A 16401-nucleotide genomic window follows, 5' to 3' on the forward strand; every position below is an offset into this window, starting at 1 on the left:
CCGGTCAATCAGCGTCAAACGACAACTGCGCTGTCGCCTGTTTCTTCTGGCGGATGGACCGGTACGCCAGGCCCAGCACGGCAAACCACACCGGTACCAGGTACAACGCCATGCGGGTGTCGGCCTCCAGGGCCAGCAATGCCAGGATGAAGGCGAAGAACGCCAGGCATACCCGGCACATCACGGTGCCGCCCGGCATCTTGTACTTCGACGCCTGGTGCAAAGGGTCGCGCTGCTTGCGGTACGCCAGGTACGACAGCAGGATGATCGACCAGACAAACATGAACAGCAGTGCCGATACCGTGGTAATCAGGGTGAAAGCATCAAGCATGTTCGGCACCAGGTAGATCACCAGCGCCCCGCCGGTCAGGCACACACACGAGAAGATGAGGCCGTTGGAGGGCACGGCACGGCGGGACAGTGCGCCGAACTTGCCAGGTGCATCACCGTCCATCGCCAGGCCGTAAAGCATGCGGCTGGTAGAGAACACACCGCTGTTGGCCGACGACATGGCCGAGGTCAGTACCACGAAGTTGATGATGCCTGCGGCTGCCGGCAGGCCGGCCAGCACGAACAACTCGACGAAGGGGCTCTTGTTGGCCACCACTTCACGCCACGGGGTAACGGCCATGATGGCGATCAGCGCCAGCACATAGAAAACGATGATGCGCACCGGAATCGAGTTGATCGCCCGCGGCAGGTTGCGCTCCGGGCTCTTGGTTTCGGCCGCAGTGGTGCCCACCAGCTCGATGCCGACGAAGGCAAACACCGCAATCTGAAAGCCAGCGAAAAAGCCCATGGCGCCGTGCGGGAACATCCCGCCGTCGTTCCACAGGTTGGCGAGCGCTGCGGCATGCCCGGCCGGCGACTGATAGGCCGCCGCCACCATGTAGAAGCCGGTGCAGACCAGCGCGCAAATGGCCACGATCTTGATCATGGCGAACCAGAACTCCATTTCCCCGAACATCTTGACCGTCATCAGGTTCAGCGTCAGCAACAGCCCGACACAGGTCAGCGCCGGTATCCACAATGGCATGTCCGGGAACCAGAATTGTGTATAGGCAGAAATGGCAATCACATCGGCAATGCCGGTGACAATCCAGCAGAACCAGTAGGTCCAGCCGGTAAAGAACCCCGCCCACGGCCCTAGCAGGTCGGCAGCAAAGTCGATGAACGATTTGTAGTGCAAGTTGGACAGCAACAGCTCGCCCATTGCGCGCATGACGAAGAACAGCATGAAGCCGATGATCATGTAGACAAAGATGATGGAAGGGCCGGCCAGGCTGATGGTCTTGCCCGAACCCATGAACAGGCCGGTGCCGATGGCACCGCCGATGGCGATCAGCTGGATATGGCGGTTGGACAGGTTGCGTTTGAGTTCGTGTGCGTCACCTTCAGGCGGGCAGTGACCGTGCGGCAAGTTATTCATTGTTATGTACCTTGCTAGTTTAATTGTTTTTATAACGTCACAAGTTCAACCCTCGGGACCGCATGAACAACGTTCAGTGCCGAGCGAGTGCAAGGTCGGGAGCAAGGTCTGTGCCAAGCGCAAATACTGCTGGCTAGAGGGGTTCTAGCGAAAAGGGCTGTACCGGCTGTAAAGAAGTCACTCCATCTATTTGCGTCAATCAGGCCGTTGTGCTGCCCAAGGCATCGCCAGCGCTGTACTTGCACGCCCTGTATCGAAATCATTCCAATGGAGCGCATTCAGTCCAATCTCATGGCCTGGACTGGCCTCTGTGGGAGCGGCCTTGCAGCCCTTTCGCGACACAAGGCCGCTCCCACATTGACCGCGTCAACCGGTAGTTTAACGGACAGGCATCTCGCGCACCGGCTTGCGGCTACGCTGCTCTTCTTCCCAGCCCCCCACCAGCCCAACCGGCACATCAGCCGGTGCCAGCGGCTGGCGCCCGCGCACCAGGTCTGCGGCGCGCTCGGCCAGCATGATGGTCGGGGCGTTGAGGTTGCCATTGGGCTCGCTCGGGAACACCGAGGAGTCAATCACCCGCAGCCCCTGCAAGCCGTGTACACGCAACGCAGAGTCCACCACCGCCATGTCATCCTCGCCCATGCGGCACGAGCCGCACGGGTGCATGGTGCTTTCCATGTTGGCGCGCACGAAGGCGTCGATTTCTTCGTCGGTCTGCACCTGCGGCCCCGGCGCCAGCTCTTCGCCGCGGTAGCGGTCCATGGCCGGCTGGGCGATGATCTCGCGGGTCAGCCGCACACAGCGGCGGAAGCCCTCGCGATCCTCTTCGCTCGCCAGGTAGTTGAAGCGGATTTGCGGGTGCTGGTACGGGTCGGCCGACAACGCCCGCACATGGCCCCGGCTCTTGGGCTTGTTGGGCCCGGTCAGCACCATGAAACCATGCCCTTTGAACGGCTTGTCGCCGTCGTAGCGCATGGCCGCCGGCAGGAAGTGAAACTGGATGTCCGGCCAGCGAAGGCCCTTGGACGAACGGATGAAACCGCCCGCCTCGAAGTGGTTGCTGGCACCCAGGCCGTCCTTGAACAGCAACCAGCGCAAGCCGATCAGGGCCTTGCCCAGCAGGTTCATCTTGCCGTTGAGGGTTACCGGCTCCTTGCACGCATACTGGATGTAGATTTCCGAGTGGTCCTGCAGGTTCTCGCCCACCCCAGGCAGGTCGTGGCGCACCTCGATACCGGCGTTTTTCAGCACCGCAGCCGGGCCAATGCCGGAGCGCTGCAGCAAGTGCGGCGAACCGATCGGGCCAGACGCCACCAGCACCTCGCGGTTGCACATGACTTTGTGCGTCTGCCCGCCCTGGTCGTACTCCACGCCCACCGCCCGCTTGCCCTCCAGCAAGATGCGCCGGGTCATCGCATGGGTGATCACGGTCAGGTTCGGCCGGCTCATGGCCGGGCGCAGGTAGGCATTGGCGGTGGACCAGCGCACGCCATCCTTCACCGTCATGTGCATGGCACCAAAGCCTTCCTGCATGTAGCCGTTGCAGTCGTCGGTCTTGATGTAGCCGGCCTCGGCACCAGCTTCGACCCAGGCGCCGTACAGCGGGTTTTGCATGTTGTTACCGTTGTTGGTCGACAGCGGCCCCGCCCCGCCCCGGTAGTCGTCACCACCGAATTTGTATTGCTCGGCACGTTTGAAATACGGCAGGCAATTGCGGTAGCTCCAGTTTTTCGCGCCCAGGCTTTCCCACTCATCGAAGTCACAGGCATGGCCACGGATGTAAACAAGGCCGTTGATCGACGACGAACCGCCCAGCACCTTGCCCCGTGGGCAGTGCAGGCGCCGGTTGTCGAGGTGCGGCTCGGCCACGGTCTCGTAGCGCCAGTTGTACTTTTTGGTGTTCATCGGCAAGGAGAACGCACTGGGCATCTGGATCAGCACGCTGCGGTCGCTGCCGCCGAACTCCAGTACCAGTACCGAAGTACCGGCGTCTTCGCTGAGGCGGTTGGCCAACACGCAGCCGGCCGAGCCCGCACCGATGATGATGTAGTCGTATCGCTTGGTCATTGTTCTAGTCCTGTGCGCGAAGGCCTACGGCCTCGATATTGCGTGCATTACGCTTTGGGTAGCCGCCCCAACCCAGGCGCGCTGCCAGCAGTCGGGTCAGGCCGTAGTGCACCAGCCCGGCCAGCAGGCAGGACGGTAGCGAGGCCGTGGCGAAGGTGAAGAAGTCGGTATGGGCCAGGGTTTGCGGGTTGAACACCACCACGTAGACCGCAAAGCCCGCCACCAGCGCCACCAGTGCGATGGGGTTGAAGCCTTTGCAGTAGCGCAAGGGCGACACGCTCTGTTCGGCGTAGATATGCCGCAGGTTCAGGCGCTGCTTGCGCAGGAAGAAGTAATCGGCGATGCCGATACCGGCCAGGGCGCTGTTGAGGGCGGAGGTCCACACCAGGAATATGAAGAACCCATCGTAGATCCCCGGCAGCAACACCACGATAACCACCGGGATGATGCAGAATAGCGCGATCAGCACCCCCCACCCCACACTGCGCAGGCGTTCGCCTGCCAGCTGGCGCAAGCCGATCACTGCGGTGTAGAGGATGTTGACCATGCCGGTCAGGTTGGCCAGCGCCAGGAAACTCAAGGCGATGATACCGAAGCCCATGCCACCGGCCAGGCGCATCCACGCAGTGGGGTCGCTGCTGCCCAGGGTGGTGGCCGCGAACAGGCTGACCGACTCACCCAGCGAAGCGGCGCCGAAGATGCCCACCAGGTTGGGCCAGAAGGCTGTACGCTGGTTGCTGCACAGGCGCGACAGGTTGCCGATGTAGGGCCACCACGAAAAGCCCGCAGCAATGTTGATTTCCACTGCGACCATGAAGTTGACGTGCGGGTTCTCGAATGGTGGCTGCAAGGGCGGCATGGCCAGCAGTTCGTCGAGGCTGTAGCGCCGGGAAATGAAGTACATCAGTGCCAGCATGATCAGGATCAGGCTGGGTGCGATCACCGCGCTCAGGCGGCGGATCATCTCCGGCCCGCGCATGGCAACCAGCGCCGCCAGCACAATGGCCAGCAAGGCCCCGGCGGTTACCAGCCAACCGTCTGCGCCGGGCTGGCGCTGTTGCACCAGGGTCTGGAGGTTGTCCAGCGCCCGCCCGCACATCAGCCCCAGCACCGCCAGCCACCCCATGGTCAGCACCACCACCGAGAGGAAGTAGACCAGGCGGCTGCCATTGAGGCCGAACATGCTGCGCAGGAAGGTAAACTGCTCGACGCCGTACTTGCCACAGGGCAGGCAGGTGGACGAGGCAGCAAGCACCACGCCGATGATATTGCCGATGATGATCGCCGCAATCCCTTGCAAGGGCCCGACGAACAGCGCGGTGGCGCCGCCGATCAGGAACACCCAGGTGGCCACCGCCAGCGCCGAGTTGGCGTAGGCAAAGCCCCAGAAGCCCCAGACCCGCTCACCGGGTAGCAAGGGGGTGTCGCCACGTTCCGCACCCAGGCGAAACTCCTGCTCGCGGGAGGCGCTCATGGCTGGCCTCCCAGGTAGTACGCGCCAGCAATCATCACCAGCACCAGCAGGGTAAGTGCAACCACGTCAGCCGCCGTCAAGGCGCCCGGCCACTGCACACGCTTTTCCAACTCCTCGTAGGCGCACAGGCGCCTTTCCAGGTCCTGCGCACGCTCCACATCCACTTGGCTGTTCATCGGCATCACCTCGACAGGTTCTTGTTCTTGAAATTCGATGCTTGATTGAACCTGCGTCGCTCGCCAAACCTCAGCGACGCAGACAGGCCCTGAACCTCAGGGCAAGGTGATCCAGACCGCCTTGGTCTCCAGCAGAAACTCCAGTTGTTCCGCGCCCAGGTCCTTGCCATAGCCCGACTGCTTGTAGCCACCGAACGGCATGGCCGGGTCGAGGGTGCTGTGGGCATTGACGTACACGGTACCGGCCCGCAACTGCGGGATCAGCCCGTGCACCCTGCCCAGGTCGTTGGAGTAGATCGCCGCGGCCAGGCCGAACAGCGAGTCGTTGGCCAAGGCCAGGGCCTGCTCCTGGGTATCGAACGGCTGGGTGACCAGCACCGGGCCAAAGATTTCCTCGCTGACAATGCGCATGTCGTTGCGGCAGTGGGAGAAGATCGTCGGCTGCACGTAAAAGCCCGGGCCGTCCAGCGGCTCGCCGCCATAGTGCACCTGCGCGCCTTCGGCCTTGCCCAAAGCGATGTAGTCCAGCACCCGCTGCTGCTGTTGCTGCGACACCATGGGGCTGATGAAACACTCAGGGTCGAGCCCCGGGGCGATCTTCAACGTCGCGGTGTAGCGCGCCAGCGCTTCGAGAAATGCCGGGTAGACACTGCGCTCGATGTAAGCACGGGTACCGGCGTCGCACACTTGCCCGGAATTGAAGAATACGCCGTTGGCCACGGCTTGCGCCGCCGCCTCGATGTCCGCGTCGGCAAACACGATCACCGGCGACTTGCCGCCCAGTTCGAGGGTGAGGCGCTTCATCTGGTCCATCGCCGTCTTGCCCACCGTACAACCCACCGGGGTAGAGCCGGTAAAGCTCAGCTTGTCGATGCCCGGGTGGCAGGTCATCGCCTGGCCGACCACGCTGCCGCGTCCGGTCACGATGTTCACCACCCCGTCGGGGATGCCTGCCGCCTGTACCAGTTCGGCAAAGCGCAGTGCCGACAGCGAGGTCAGCTCCGCCGGTTTGACCACCACGGTGCAGCCGGTGGCCAGCGCTGCGCCCAGTTTCCAGGCCATGGTTTGCAGCGGGAAGTTCCACGGCACGATGGCGCCGACCACCCCTACCGCTTCCTTGCGGGTGTATGCCAGGTAATTGCCGGGTAGCGAAGGCTCGACGGTGCGGCCATGAATCTTGCTGGCCCAACCAGCGAAATAGCGCAGGGTGTCGACCGTGCCCTGAATGTCGACAGCACGCGCCTGCACCACCGACTTGCCCATGTCGATGGCTTCGATCTGCGCCAGTTCGTCGCCGTGGGTTTCGATCAGGTCGGCCAGGCGATGGATCAGGCGTTCGCGCTCCAGCGGTTTCAGCTGGCTCCAGGCGCCACCATCGAACTGCGCACGCGCGGCGCGCACGGCACGGTCAAGGTCATCTGCGGTACCCATGGGGATGCGCGTCAGTACCCCTTCGGTAGAGGGCTCGACCACCTCGGCGCTGCCACCGTCGCTGGCCTCCAGCCAGGCCCCCCCGATGAACATGCGCTGCGGCTTGCTGAGAAAGCGTTGGGTCGCCTCGCTAACACCAAAGGCCTGCAAATAGGCTTTTACCTTGTTGTCCACAGTACAGTCTCCGGGTCAGCGAGCTTTGGCGCGCGCGTGGAAAATGAAGCCGATGCTGTTCATCAGCAGTTGGGCGGCAAGGATCGAGGTCATGCCGGTGGGGTCGTAGGCCGGGGCCACTTCGACCAGGTCCATGCCGACAATGCGACCGTGGCTGCGCTTGGCCAGCGCCTGGATGATTTCCAGCACTTCGTAGTAAAGGAACCCGCCATGGCTCGGCGTGCCGGTGCCTGGGGCGATGGAGGGGTCGAAGCCGTCGATGTCGATGGTGATGTAGTAGTTGCGCCCTTCCGGGATTTTCGCCAGCACGCCTTCGCAGCCCAGGCGGCGAACGTCACGTACCGAAAGAATCTGCGAGCCGGCCTCGCGAGCGGCGTCGTAGTCGTCGCGGTTGGATGACGACACGTTGCGGATACCCATCTGGGTCATGCCGACGATGTGATCCAGCTCCGAGGCGCGGCGCAGTGGGCTGCCGTGGCCATAGCGCACGCCATGGCGCTCGTCGACGAAGTCCAGGTGGGCATCGAAATGCACGATGTGGATCGGCCCATGGCCTTCGAACGCCTTGATGACCGGGGCATGCACCGAATGGTCACCGCCCAGTACCACCGGCATGGCGCCGGCTGCGAGGATCTGCCGGACGGCCGCCTCGATGTTGGCGTTGCTGCTGACCATGTCGGTGTGCACGATGTCGGCATCGCCCACATCGACCATGCGCACCTGGTCTTCAGTCAGGTAGGTGGCGTCATCCTCGAAGTCGTAGGCACCGGCATGGCCGAAGGAAAACAGGGTGGATGCCTCGCGAATGCCACGCGGCCCGAAACGCGCCCCTGAACGCCACTGGGTGCCCATGTCGTTGGGCGCGCCCAAAATCGCCACGTCGGCGTCGATAGCCTCCCAGTCGGTGCACACCGGCGCCTTGGCGAACGTGCAATGGCCCACGAAAGGCAGGTTCAGGCGGCCGGACTCATAACCGTGTTTTGCCATGTTCTGGTCTCTCCACTTCTTGTTGTATGTCAGGAGACGGGGCGACTGCTCGACCACCGTTGCAGCCACTATGGCAACCACCGGGGCAGGGAAAAATGCGCAAGTGCAGATACATACATCGCCCCTTCCGATGTATTCGAAGGCGATGCGGGCGGACAACGCCAGGCATTGCAGCGGCCTGGCACTCATGGTTAGCTTGCGCAACAAGAACAATGCACGGGCGCTCATATCAGCACGGGCGATGTGAGGCCCGGCCGGGAGGCTATGGTGATCCAGCTCCACGATGTCGACCTGAAGCTGCTCAGGGTATTCACCACTATCGTCCGGTGCGGCGGCTTTTCTGCGGCGCAGGCGGCACTCAATGCCGGCCAGTCGACCATCAGCGAACAGATGACGCACCTGGAAACCCGTCTGGGGGTCAAGCTGTGCCAACGCGGGCGCAGCGGCTTTCGCCTGACCGAGCAAGGGGTGGCGATCCATGAGGCAACCTTGCGCCTGCTCAGTGCCGTGGAGAGCTTTTGCCTGGACGCCGACGTGCTCAAGCAGCACATCAGCGGCAAGCTCAACCTGGGCATCATCGACTCCACCCTGACCGACCCCGTCTCGCCGCTACCGCGCACCACCCAGCGCTTTGTTTCACGCGGGCACGATGCCCACCTGCACATCTACATCGGTGCCCCGGCGGAACTCGAAGAGCGCGTGCTGGATGGCAGGCTGCACCTGGCCATCGGCCATTTCCCGTTACGGGTGGCTGGCTTGTCCTACCTGCCGCTGTATGACGAGGCCCTGGGGCTTTACTGTGGACGGCGCCACCCGTTGTTCGCCAGCAATGCAGCCAACGGCCGGCTGATGGAAGACGTGCGCCAGAGCCGTATCGTGGTGCGTGGCTACATGCAGCAGTACGACCTGGAGCAACTGGGCATCACCAAGGCCGACGCAACGGTGGAGAACATCGAGGCAGCGGCGATCCTGATCATTTCCGGCGCCTACATCGGTTTTTTGCCCGTGCACTTTGCCGAGCAGTGGGTCAAGACGGGCGAAATGCGCCGCCTGGGGGCCAGCACCCTGGACCTCAGCTCACCCTTCGAAGTGGTTACCCGGCGCGGAGTGTCGCGCCCGCCCATCCTGCAGGCCTTTCTTGAGGACCTGGCGGCCTGCACCAGCCAGCCAGGGGTGCCATGAGCCGCAGGCTCAGCCGGCCTGGGCCAGCTGCACCTGCAAAAACGCCATCAATGCCCCCGCCGCAGGTGACAAGCTGCGCCCCTTGCGGGTGAGCATGCCGATATGCCGCTCGACCTTGGGCTCCACAAGCGGTACGAACGCCAGCTTGTCGTTCTCGTGCGGAAAGGCGAGGTACGGCAGGGTGCTGATCCCCACCCCCTCCTCCAGCATGGCGATCAACGAAATCATGTTGGAGATGAAGAGCCGGCTGTGCGACAGCAAACCCTCGGCCTCGGTGCCTGCCAGCAGTTGCGAGGTACCATTGCGGATCATCGGCACGCCCTGCAACTGCGCCCAGTGCAGCGGATCACCCGCCTGCGCCAACGGGTGGTCGCTACGGCAAACCACGCCCACCTGATCGTTCACGATCGGGGCGAATTCAACCTGCTCATCATCCATCCACAGGCTGCTGATACCGAAATCCACCTGCCCTTGGGCCAGCAACTGCTGCACACGTTCGGCGGTGCCATCCTGGATGCTGACCTGCACGTTCGGGTGTGCGGCCACGAACCGGGCCAGCGGCCCTGGCAGCATGCGGCTGGCCACCGAAGGTACCGTGGCGATGCTGACCTGGCCGATTTCATGCCGGGCAAGCAGCGTGGCTTCACGGGCGATACGGTCATGGTGCTCGATCAAGCCGCGAAACAACGGCAGGCAATGCTCGCCGAAGGGCGTCAGCTCTACCCGTCCCCCGCCCTTCTCGACCAATGCCTGGCCCAGCTTCTGCTCCAGTTCACGCACGGCCAGGGATATCGCCGGCTGGGTGCGAAAGGCCTGACGAGCGGCGGCATGGAAGCTCTTGAGTTCGGCGACCAGTACGAAGTAGCGCAATTGGGCGATCTTCAGCTCGGGCAACATGGTTAGCATTCCTTATCAAAGCATTTTTTTTATTAATTTTTATTTGCTGCATATTGCTCGCATGATGAATGCCATGCAAACAGAGGCGTTCATCCATGTCACACAAGACCTACAACAACTACATTGATGGCCAGTGGTGCGAAGGCCACACCACCCTGGGCAACTACAGCCCCTCGGACACCGGCGACATGATCGGCCAGTACCATCAGGCCAGCGCCGAACAGGCCCGCCAGGCCATCCAGGCCGCCCGCGCCGCACAACCGCAGTGGGCCGCCAGCGGCCTGGAAGCCCGTCAGCAAATCCTGATGGCCATTGGCGACGAACTGATTGCCCGCAAGGAAGAGCTCGGCGAACTGCTCTCGCGAGAAGAAGGCAAGCCCCTGGCCGAAGGTATCGGCGAGGTCAACCGCAGCGGCCAGTTCTTCCACTACTACGCCGCCGAAGTACTGCGCCAGATGGGCGAGACCGCCGCCTCGGTGCGCGCCGGGGTCGACATCGAAGTGCATCGCGAACCGGTGGGAGTGGTGGGCATCATCACCCCATGGAACTTCCCCATGGCCACCGCCGCCTGGAAAATCGCCCCGGCCCTGGCCTTCGGCAACGCCGTGGTGTTCAAGCCGGCCAACCTGGTGCCGGCCAGTGCCTGGGCACTCACCGAGATCATCAGCCGCCAGGGCTTGCCCAACGGCACCTTCAACCTGGTGATGGGCAGCGGCGCCGACGTCGGCGAAGCCCTGGTGCAGTCCGCCGACATCGATGCCCTGACGTTCACCGGTTCGCTGCAGACTGGCCGGCGCGTGGCGGTCGCCACCGCAGGTAACCTGGTGCGCTGCCAGCTGGAAATGGGCAGCAAGAATGCCTTGGTGGTCATGGATGACGCCGACCTTGAACTGGCCGTGGAATGCGCGCTCAACGGTGCCTTCTTCGGCACCGGGCAGAAGTGCACGGCCTCGTCACGGCTGATTGTCTGCGACGCCATCCACGACCGCTTCGTCGAAGCCCTGCGCCTGCGCATGCGCCAGCTCAAGGTCGGCCATGCCCTGGAGGCCGGCGTGCAGATCGGCCCGGTGGCCGACGCGCGCCAGCTGGAGCAGAACCTGGCCTACCTGCAGTTGGCCCAGGCCGAAGGCGCCACCCTTATCGAAGGTGGCGAACGCCTGCAACTGGAGAGCGACGGCTACTACATGCGCCCGGCGCTGTTCATCAACAGCCGCAACGACATGCGCATCAACCGGGAGGAAGTGTTCGGCCCCATCGCCTGCGTGATCCGCGTACGCGACTTCGAAGAGGCACTGGCCACGCTCAACGACACCGAATACGGCCTCACTGCCGGCATCATCACCCAGTCGCTGCGCCACGCCAGCCACTTCAAGCGCCGCGCCCAGACCGGCTGCGTAATGGTCAACCTGCCCACCGCCGGCACCGACTACCACGTGCCGTTCGGTGGCCGCAAAGCCTCAAGTTTCGGCCCACGGGAACAGGGCCAGTACGCCCGTGACTTCTACACCGTGGTCAAGACCACCTACCTGCGGCCCTGAAGGAGTACACGCCATGCACGACCTCTTGATGATCGACGGCCTGCAGTACTCCAACTGGAGCCCGGAAATATTCCAGCAGATGCAGGCCGGTGGCCTGAGCGCGGTGCACGCCACCATCGCCTACCACGAGAACGCCCGCGAAACCCTGTCGCGCCTGGGCGAATGGAACCGCCGCTTCGAGACCTGGCCTGAGCTGATCCGCCCGGTGCGCACGGCCAGCGACATCCGTCTGGCGCACGAGGAAGGCCGGGTGGGGATTTTCTTCGGCTTCCAGAACTGCTCGCCGATCGAGGACGACATCGCCCTGGTGGAAGTCTTCCGCCAGCTCGGGGTGTTCGTCATGCAGCTGACCTACAACAACCAAAGCCTGCTGGCCAGCGGCTGCTATGAGCGCGAAGACAACGGCATCAGCCGCTTTGGCCGCCAGGTGATCGCCGAAATGAACCGCGTCGGCATGCTCATCGACATGTCCCACAGCGCTGAACGCAGCACCCTGGAGGCCATCGAGCTGTCGAGCCGACCGGTGATCATCTCCCACGCCAACCCGGCCAGCTTCCACGCCGCCAAACGCAACAAGTCCGATGCGGTACTGCGCGGGATCGCAGCATCAGGCGGGCTGCTGGGCTTCAGCACCTACCCGTTTCACCTCAAGGGTGCCTCGGGCTGCAGCCTGGAAAGCTTCTGCGACATGGTCGCGCGCACCGCCGACCTGATGGGCGTGGAGCATATCGGCATCGGCACCGACCTGTGCCAGGCGCAACCGCTGGCCGTGCTGGAATGGATGCGCAATGGCCGCTGGAGCAAGGACAAGGACTACGGCGAAGGCTCCAAGGATAACGCCAACTGGCCAGCGCCCTTGCAGTGGTTCCGCGACAGCCGTGACTTCGGCAACATCGCCCAGGGCCTGCGCGCCCGAGGCTTTGCCGAACAGGATGTGGCCAACATCATGGGCCTGAACTGGTTGCGCCTGCTGGAGACTGCCACCACGGCGCAGGCCTGAGCCCCTTGCACGGACAGCATCCACAATAACAACAATCGCAGGTTCCGGAGGCTTCATGAAAAACCCAACCACCCTGCAGGCTGAAGGCCAGGCCATGGGCCTGCCAATGGCACGCGACATCGACTGGCCGCTGTTCGTGATCAGCGGCGGGTTCCTCGGCGCCTTCCTCCTGGCGGCACTGATCGACATCGACAGCGTGTCGGCGCTGGTCAACACCCTGTTCGCCTGGTCGACCAGGTTCTTTGGCCTCTACTGGCAAGTGCTGATGCTGGCAACCTTCGCCGTCAGCCTGTTCATCGGTTTTTCCAGATGCGGGCGCGTACGCCTGGGCGGCGTCACCCAGCGCCCGGACATCAGCACCTTCAACTGGATCGCGGTGATCATGTGCGCCCTGCTGGCAGGTGGCGGCGCCTTCTGGGCCGCTGCCGAACCCATGATGCACTTTGCCAGCCCGCCCCCCCTATTCGCCGGCCTGCAGCCGCACAGCGAAGCGGCGGCCACCGCGGCACTGGCGCAATCGTTCGTGCACTGGGGCTTTCTGGCCTGGGCCGTGCTGGGCAGCCTGCTGGCAATCGTGCTGATGCACCTGCACTACGACAAAGGCCTGCCACTGGCGCCGCGCACCCTGCTTTACCCGCTGTTCGGCGAGCGGGCGCTCAAAGGCCCGATCGGCACCCTGGCCGACGCCACCTCGATCATCGCCGTGGTCGCCGGCACCATCGGCCCGATCGGCTTCCTCGGCCTGCAGATCAGCAGCGCCATGCATGCGGTGTGGGGCTTGCCCAACGATATCGTCACCCAGTCGCTGACCATCGTCCTGGTCACGGCCATGTACACCGTCTCGTGCCTGGTGGGACTCAAAGGCATCCGTTTTGTCAGCGAGATCAACGTCTGGCTGATGATCGGCCTGGCGCTGTTCATGGTGGTGTTCGGGCCGACGCTGTTCATCCTCGGCGGCTTCCCGGCGGCTTTTGCCCTGCATGTGGAGCACTTCATCCCGATGGCGATATTCCGCGCCGACCCCAAGTGGCTGGACTGGTGGACGGTGTTCTACTGGGGCTGGTTTATTGGCTACGCGCCGATGGTGGCACTGTACGTCGCGCGGATCTCGCGGGGCCGAACCATTCGCGAGATCATCATGACACTGTCGATCATCGCGCCGCTGGTAACCATGTTCTGGTTCACCGTGGTAGGCGGCACCGGTATCGGCCTGGAGCTGCAAACGCCTGGCATCGTCACCGCCCACGGCACCCAGCCCGAGGACCTGCTGCTGGGGGTGACGCAGAACCTGCCACTGGGTGGCCTGATCAGCGCGCTGTTCCTGTTCCTGAGCTTTATCTCGGTGGCCACCAATGGCGATGCCATGGCCTTCACCGTGGCGCTGGCGATGTCCAGCAACGATAAACCGAAAAAATGGCTGTGCGGTTTCTGGGCCATCGGCATGGGCCTGGCAGCGGTGGTACTGATCACCATCGGCGCTGGCGGCGTGACGGCCCTGCAGTCCTTTATTGTCATTACCGCGGTGCCGGTGTCGCTGGTGATCCTGCCAGCCTTGTGGGATGCAGTGCGCATCGCCCGGCACATGGCCCGCGAACAAGGCGTCTGAACATGATCCATCCAGGTACAACAACAATGCCCAACACCGTGCCTGCAATACCCGCGATGCGCCCTGCCAGCCAGGTCATGGACCTGGCCCGGCTGGGCAGCCACTTCCAGAGCCCGCTGAGCTTCGTGCGCAGCAGCATGCGGCGGATGATGCAGCAGCACTGGCACATCCAGCGCAGCTGCTTCGACCTGGACGGCCAAGGCTTCGGCACCGCGATCTACCGCATCGACACGCCGAATGGCCATTACCACTGCGTGATCTTCTCGGCCTACCTGCCGCCGGAAAAGCGCAGCGACCGGGTCATCGCCGACCAGTGGGACGTCACCTTCGTGCTGGTGAAGGGTGATGTCGATGCCGAGCAACTGGCCGACCTGCAGCGTAACGTGCCGCTGCAGGAGGCTGGCCGCTTCGATGCCCGCGTGCTGGTCCTATCACGGGCCAACCGTAGCTTGCGCAATTTCGACCGGTTCCTGGCGGCGCTGGCGGAGGGGCAACAGCCCGACCCAAGCCAGTTGGCCGAGGTCGGCTACCTGTATCGCACCACGGCAGTGTACGGCAATGGCAAGTTCGGCATCGCCGACTTTGGCTGCCTGCAGGACAACCCGGACTTCAACCAGCCGTTCAGCGCGCAGATGTTCACGGTCTACTTGCTGCGCCACTTCAGCATCGAGCAGATCAACCACATGGCCCAGGCGCTCGACCCGCAGCGGGCAGTGCAACTGGCGCCGGCCCTGCAGCGCTACCTGGGGGTCGGCAACGCGACCGGGTTGGGCATGGCCCCGTTCCTGATCAACCACCCGCAACTGGTGGAACGCTGGATCAGCACCCGGGAAACCGCCTTGGCCCTGGTGTTGGCGCAGCCGGCCGACGCTGACCGGTTGGTGCGCCTGCAGGCACTGCTGGCACGCGCCCGCCTGCATTTGGAACAGTCCCGGACCGAAGACCAGCGCCAGCACGAGCAGAACCTGCAAACCTTGGCCGAGCTTGCTTTACTGACCACCTGGCTTGGCGCACAAGCCACCGGCGCGGGCCTTTGGTCGCGCCTGCTGGCCTGGGCTGAGGCACAGGCGGGGGTGGGCTGCCAGGAACTGCTGGCAAGCCTGCTGCTGGAGCTGTACCCCGAGCAGGTCACGCCACTGGCCGAGCACATGGGTGTCAACGAAAGCTGGCAGCTGGACGCGCAGATGCCACTTGGGCAACTGCGCCAGCTCATCGAGCAGCAGTACGGATGGGCGCTGGGCTACGACTTCAGTGCCGTGGATGCCGAGCACTTCTTCTGGTACCGCTCGGCCGAAAAAGAGGAGCCGCGCCTGGGCATGCGCGCCGAGGAACCGGGGGCCGAAAAAGAAATGCAGCTGGGCATTGCCCGCAATATCCAGCAGTGCCACGCCGCACTGCTGCAACACCTGCAGCTACAGCCCCAGGCGTTGACCGCGCACTTCCTGATCGCCCAACCGGCGTTCAAAGGCACGGTGCGCCGCCTGCAAGGCATGGCACAGACAACCTACGGTGAAATCCGCGCCAACCTGCTGGCCCGGGACATGCTGCCGATTCACCTGCTGCGCTGCAAACTGGCGTTTTTCGGCGCGGGCAAGTTCGACCCCAAGTCCAGCCGCTGGGTGCGTATCACGCTGTTCCAGGGCGCACCACTGGTCAGCGACATCGGCCAACCGTTCGCAGACGACTGGAATTTCGCGGTCATGCCGCAAGGGGAGCGTTGACCATGCGTGTGTCGCTTAACGAAATACAGGTGATGTGCCGCAAGGCCTTCGAAGGCATGGGCTTCGCCCCCGGCGACTGCGAGGATGCCGCCGAGCTGGTGGGCTGGCTGCAATTGCAAGGGCTGGATGGCGTGGGTGCGCTGGAAAAGGCCCTGCTCTACCTGCAAGCCGAAGCTGCCAGGCCGTACACCCTGAGCCACGAGGATAACGCCCTGCTGGTGATCGACGTCAAGGGCCAGAGCGTGTTGCGCTGCGCCGCCACAGTAGTGGAACTGGCGGTAGCCAAAGCCATGCGCAGTGGTCAGGCCGAGCTGCGCATCCACCACTGCCACAACCGCTTGCTGCTGCTGGGTTACCTGAGCCGGGCGGCTGTGCAGGGGCTGCACGTGCAAGCTCGCTGGGAGGACGCCCGTCAGTGCCACCTGGCCGACTTTACTGCCGGCATTCAGCGCCCGGCACTGCGCAGTGAAGCCCGGCCCGGCACCATTGACGCGGCCGAGCAAAGCGTCACGGTGCTGTTCAGCCGGCCTGGCCAGACCGCAACGGCGCCAGCCAACACGCAGAGCACCTTGCATCAGGGCTTTACAGTCAACGAACACACCTGGCAACGGCTCAAGCAGCTGGCCGAACACATCCTCGTCGAAAGCACCGATGCCTCGCGCCGCCACGGCGCAGGCGGCGGCAGCGATGCTGACTGAAGCCGCTCATCACTCAGGAAA

The 16401-nt window shown here is 63.7% G+C and carries 13 protein-coding genes; 6 read left to right on the plus strand and 7 right to left on the minus strand.

Features of this window, described 5'->3' with window-relative positions; all coding sequences use genetic code 11:
• Nucleotides 1-4 precede the first annotated feature (4 nt).
• The 6 genes from cycA to speB all read right to left on the minus strand — a co-directional run bounded on the left by cycA (nucleotide 5) and on the right by speB (nucleotide 7738).
• Entirely contained in the window at nucleotides 5-1429 is a 1425-nt protein-coding gene (cycA, locus tag E8E78_RS16875; protein WP_049277098.1) for a D-serine/D-alanine/glycine transporter, read from the minus strand.
• A gap of 378 nt (nucleotides 1430-1807) precedes the next feature.
• A complete protein-coding gene (gene betA, locus E8E78_RS16880) occupies nucleotides 1808-3496 on the minus strand; it encodes a choline dehydrogenase (protein WP_016500195.1) in 1689 nt (562 codons plus the stop codon).
• Nucleotides 3497-3500: 4 nt separating this feature from the next.
• On the minus strand, nucleotides 3501-4970 hold the full coding sequence (locus E8E78_RS16885; RefSeq protein ID WP_049277100.1) for a cytosine permease: 1470 nt from the start codon (nucleotides 4968-4970) through the stop codon (nucleotides 3501-3503).
• Nucleotides 4967-5146, minus strand: coding sequence for a hypothetical protein (locus E8E78_RS16890; RefSeq protein ID WP_016500197.1), 180 nt, complete (start codon nucleotides 5144-5146; stop codon nucleotides 4967-4969). Before E8E78_RS16890 ends, E8E78_RS16885 begins: the two co-directional genes overlap by 4 nt.
• A 96-nt stretch (nucleotides 5147-5242) precedes the next feature.
• Nucleotides 5243-6751: an aldehyde dehydrogenase family protein gene (locus E8E78_RS16895; protein WP_049277102.1), complete on the minus strand. Its 1509-nt coding sequence runs from the start codon at nucleotides 6749-6751 to the stop codon at nucleotides 5243-5245.
• A 15-nt stretch (nucleotides 6752-6766) separates the two neighbouring features.
• Entirely contained in the window at nucleotides 6767-7738 is a 972-nt protein-coding gene (gene speB, locus E8E78_RS16900) for an agmatinase (RefSeq protein ID WP_016486208.1), read from the minus strand.
• A 267-nt stretch (nucleotides 7739-8005) separates the two neighbouring features.
• Here speB and E8E78_RS16905 point away from each other — a divergent pair, with 267 nt between their 5' ends.
• Entirely contained in the window at nucleotides 8006-8920 is a 915-nt protein-coding gene (locus E8E78_RS16905; protein WP_049277118.1) for a LysR family transcriptional regulator, read from the plus strand.
• Nucleotides 8921-8929: 9 nt separating this feature from the next.
• On the opposite strand, the gene E8E78_RS16910 is transcribed toward E8E78_RS16905, so the two are convergent.
• Nucleotides 8930-9817 (minus strand): LysR family transcriptional regulator, encoded by an 888-nt coding sequence (locus E8E78_RS16910; protein WP_049277105.1) that lies wholly within the window; start codon nucleotides 9815-9817, stop codon nucleotides 8930-8932.
• 95 nt (nucleotides 9818-9912) lie between these two features.
• On the opposite strand from E8E78_RS16910, the gene E8E78_RS16915 reads away from it, so the two are divergent.
• From E8E78_RS16915 to E8E78_RS16935, 5 genes are read left to right on the plus strand one after another with little or no spacing between them, the layout of a single operon-like run.
• Nucleotides 9913-11355 carry an aldehyde dehydrogenase family protein gene (locus E8E78_RS16915; protein ID WP_049277107.1) on the plus strand — a complete coding sequence of 481 codons (1443 nt, stop codon included), beginning with the start codon at nucleotides 9913-9915 and terminating at the stop codon, nucleotides 11353-11355.
• A gap of 13 nt (nucleotides 11356-11368) precedes the next feature.
• Nucleotides 11369-12355 carry a dipeptidase gene (locus E8E78_RS16920; RefSeq protein WP_016500202.1) on the plus strand — a complete coding sequence of 329 codons (987 nt, stop codon included), beginning with the start codon at nucleotides 11369-11371 and terminating at the stop codon, nucleotides 12353-12355.
• Between the two features lie 55 nt (nucleotides 12356-12410).
• Entirely contained in the window at nucleotides 12411-13961 is a 1551-nt protein-coding gene (locus tag E8E78_RS16925) for a BCCT family transporter (RefSeq protein WP_049277109.1), read from the plus strand.
• Nucleotides 13962-13987: 26 nt separating this feature from the next.
• Nucleotides 13988-15682 carry a hypothetical protein gene (locus E8E78_RS16930; protein WP_059396062.1) on the plus strand — a complete coding sequence of 565 codons (1695 nt, stop codon included), beginning with the start codon at nucleotides 13988-13990 and terminating at the stop codon, nucleotides 15680-15682.
• Between the two features lie 2 nt (nucleotides 15683-15684).
• Nucleotides 15685-16380, plus strand: a complete 696-nt coding sequence (locus E8E78_RS16935; RefSeq protein WP_280311681.1) for a DUF3726 domain-containing protein — start codon at nucleotides 15685-15687, stop codon at nucleotides 16378-16380.
• Nucleotides 16381-16401: the final 21 nt, after the last annotated feature.

This window comes from Pseudomonas sp. BN505, assembly GCF_029873175.1.
Classification (GTDB): domain Bacteria; phylum Pseudomonadota; class Gammaproteobacteria; order Pseudomonadales; family Pseudomonadaceae; genus Aquipseudomonas; species Aquipseudomonas putida.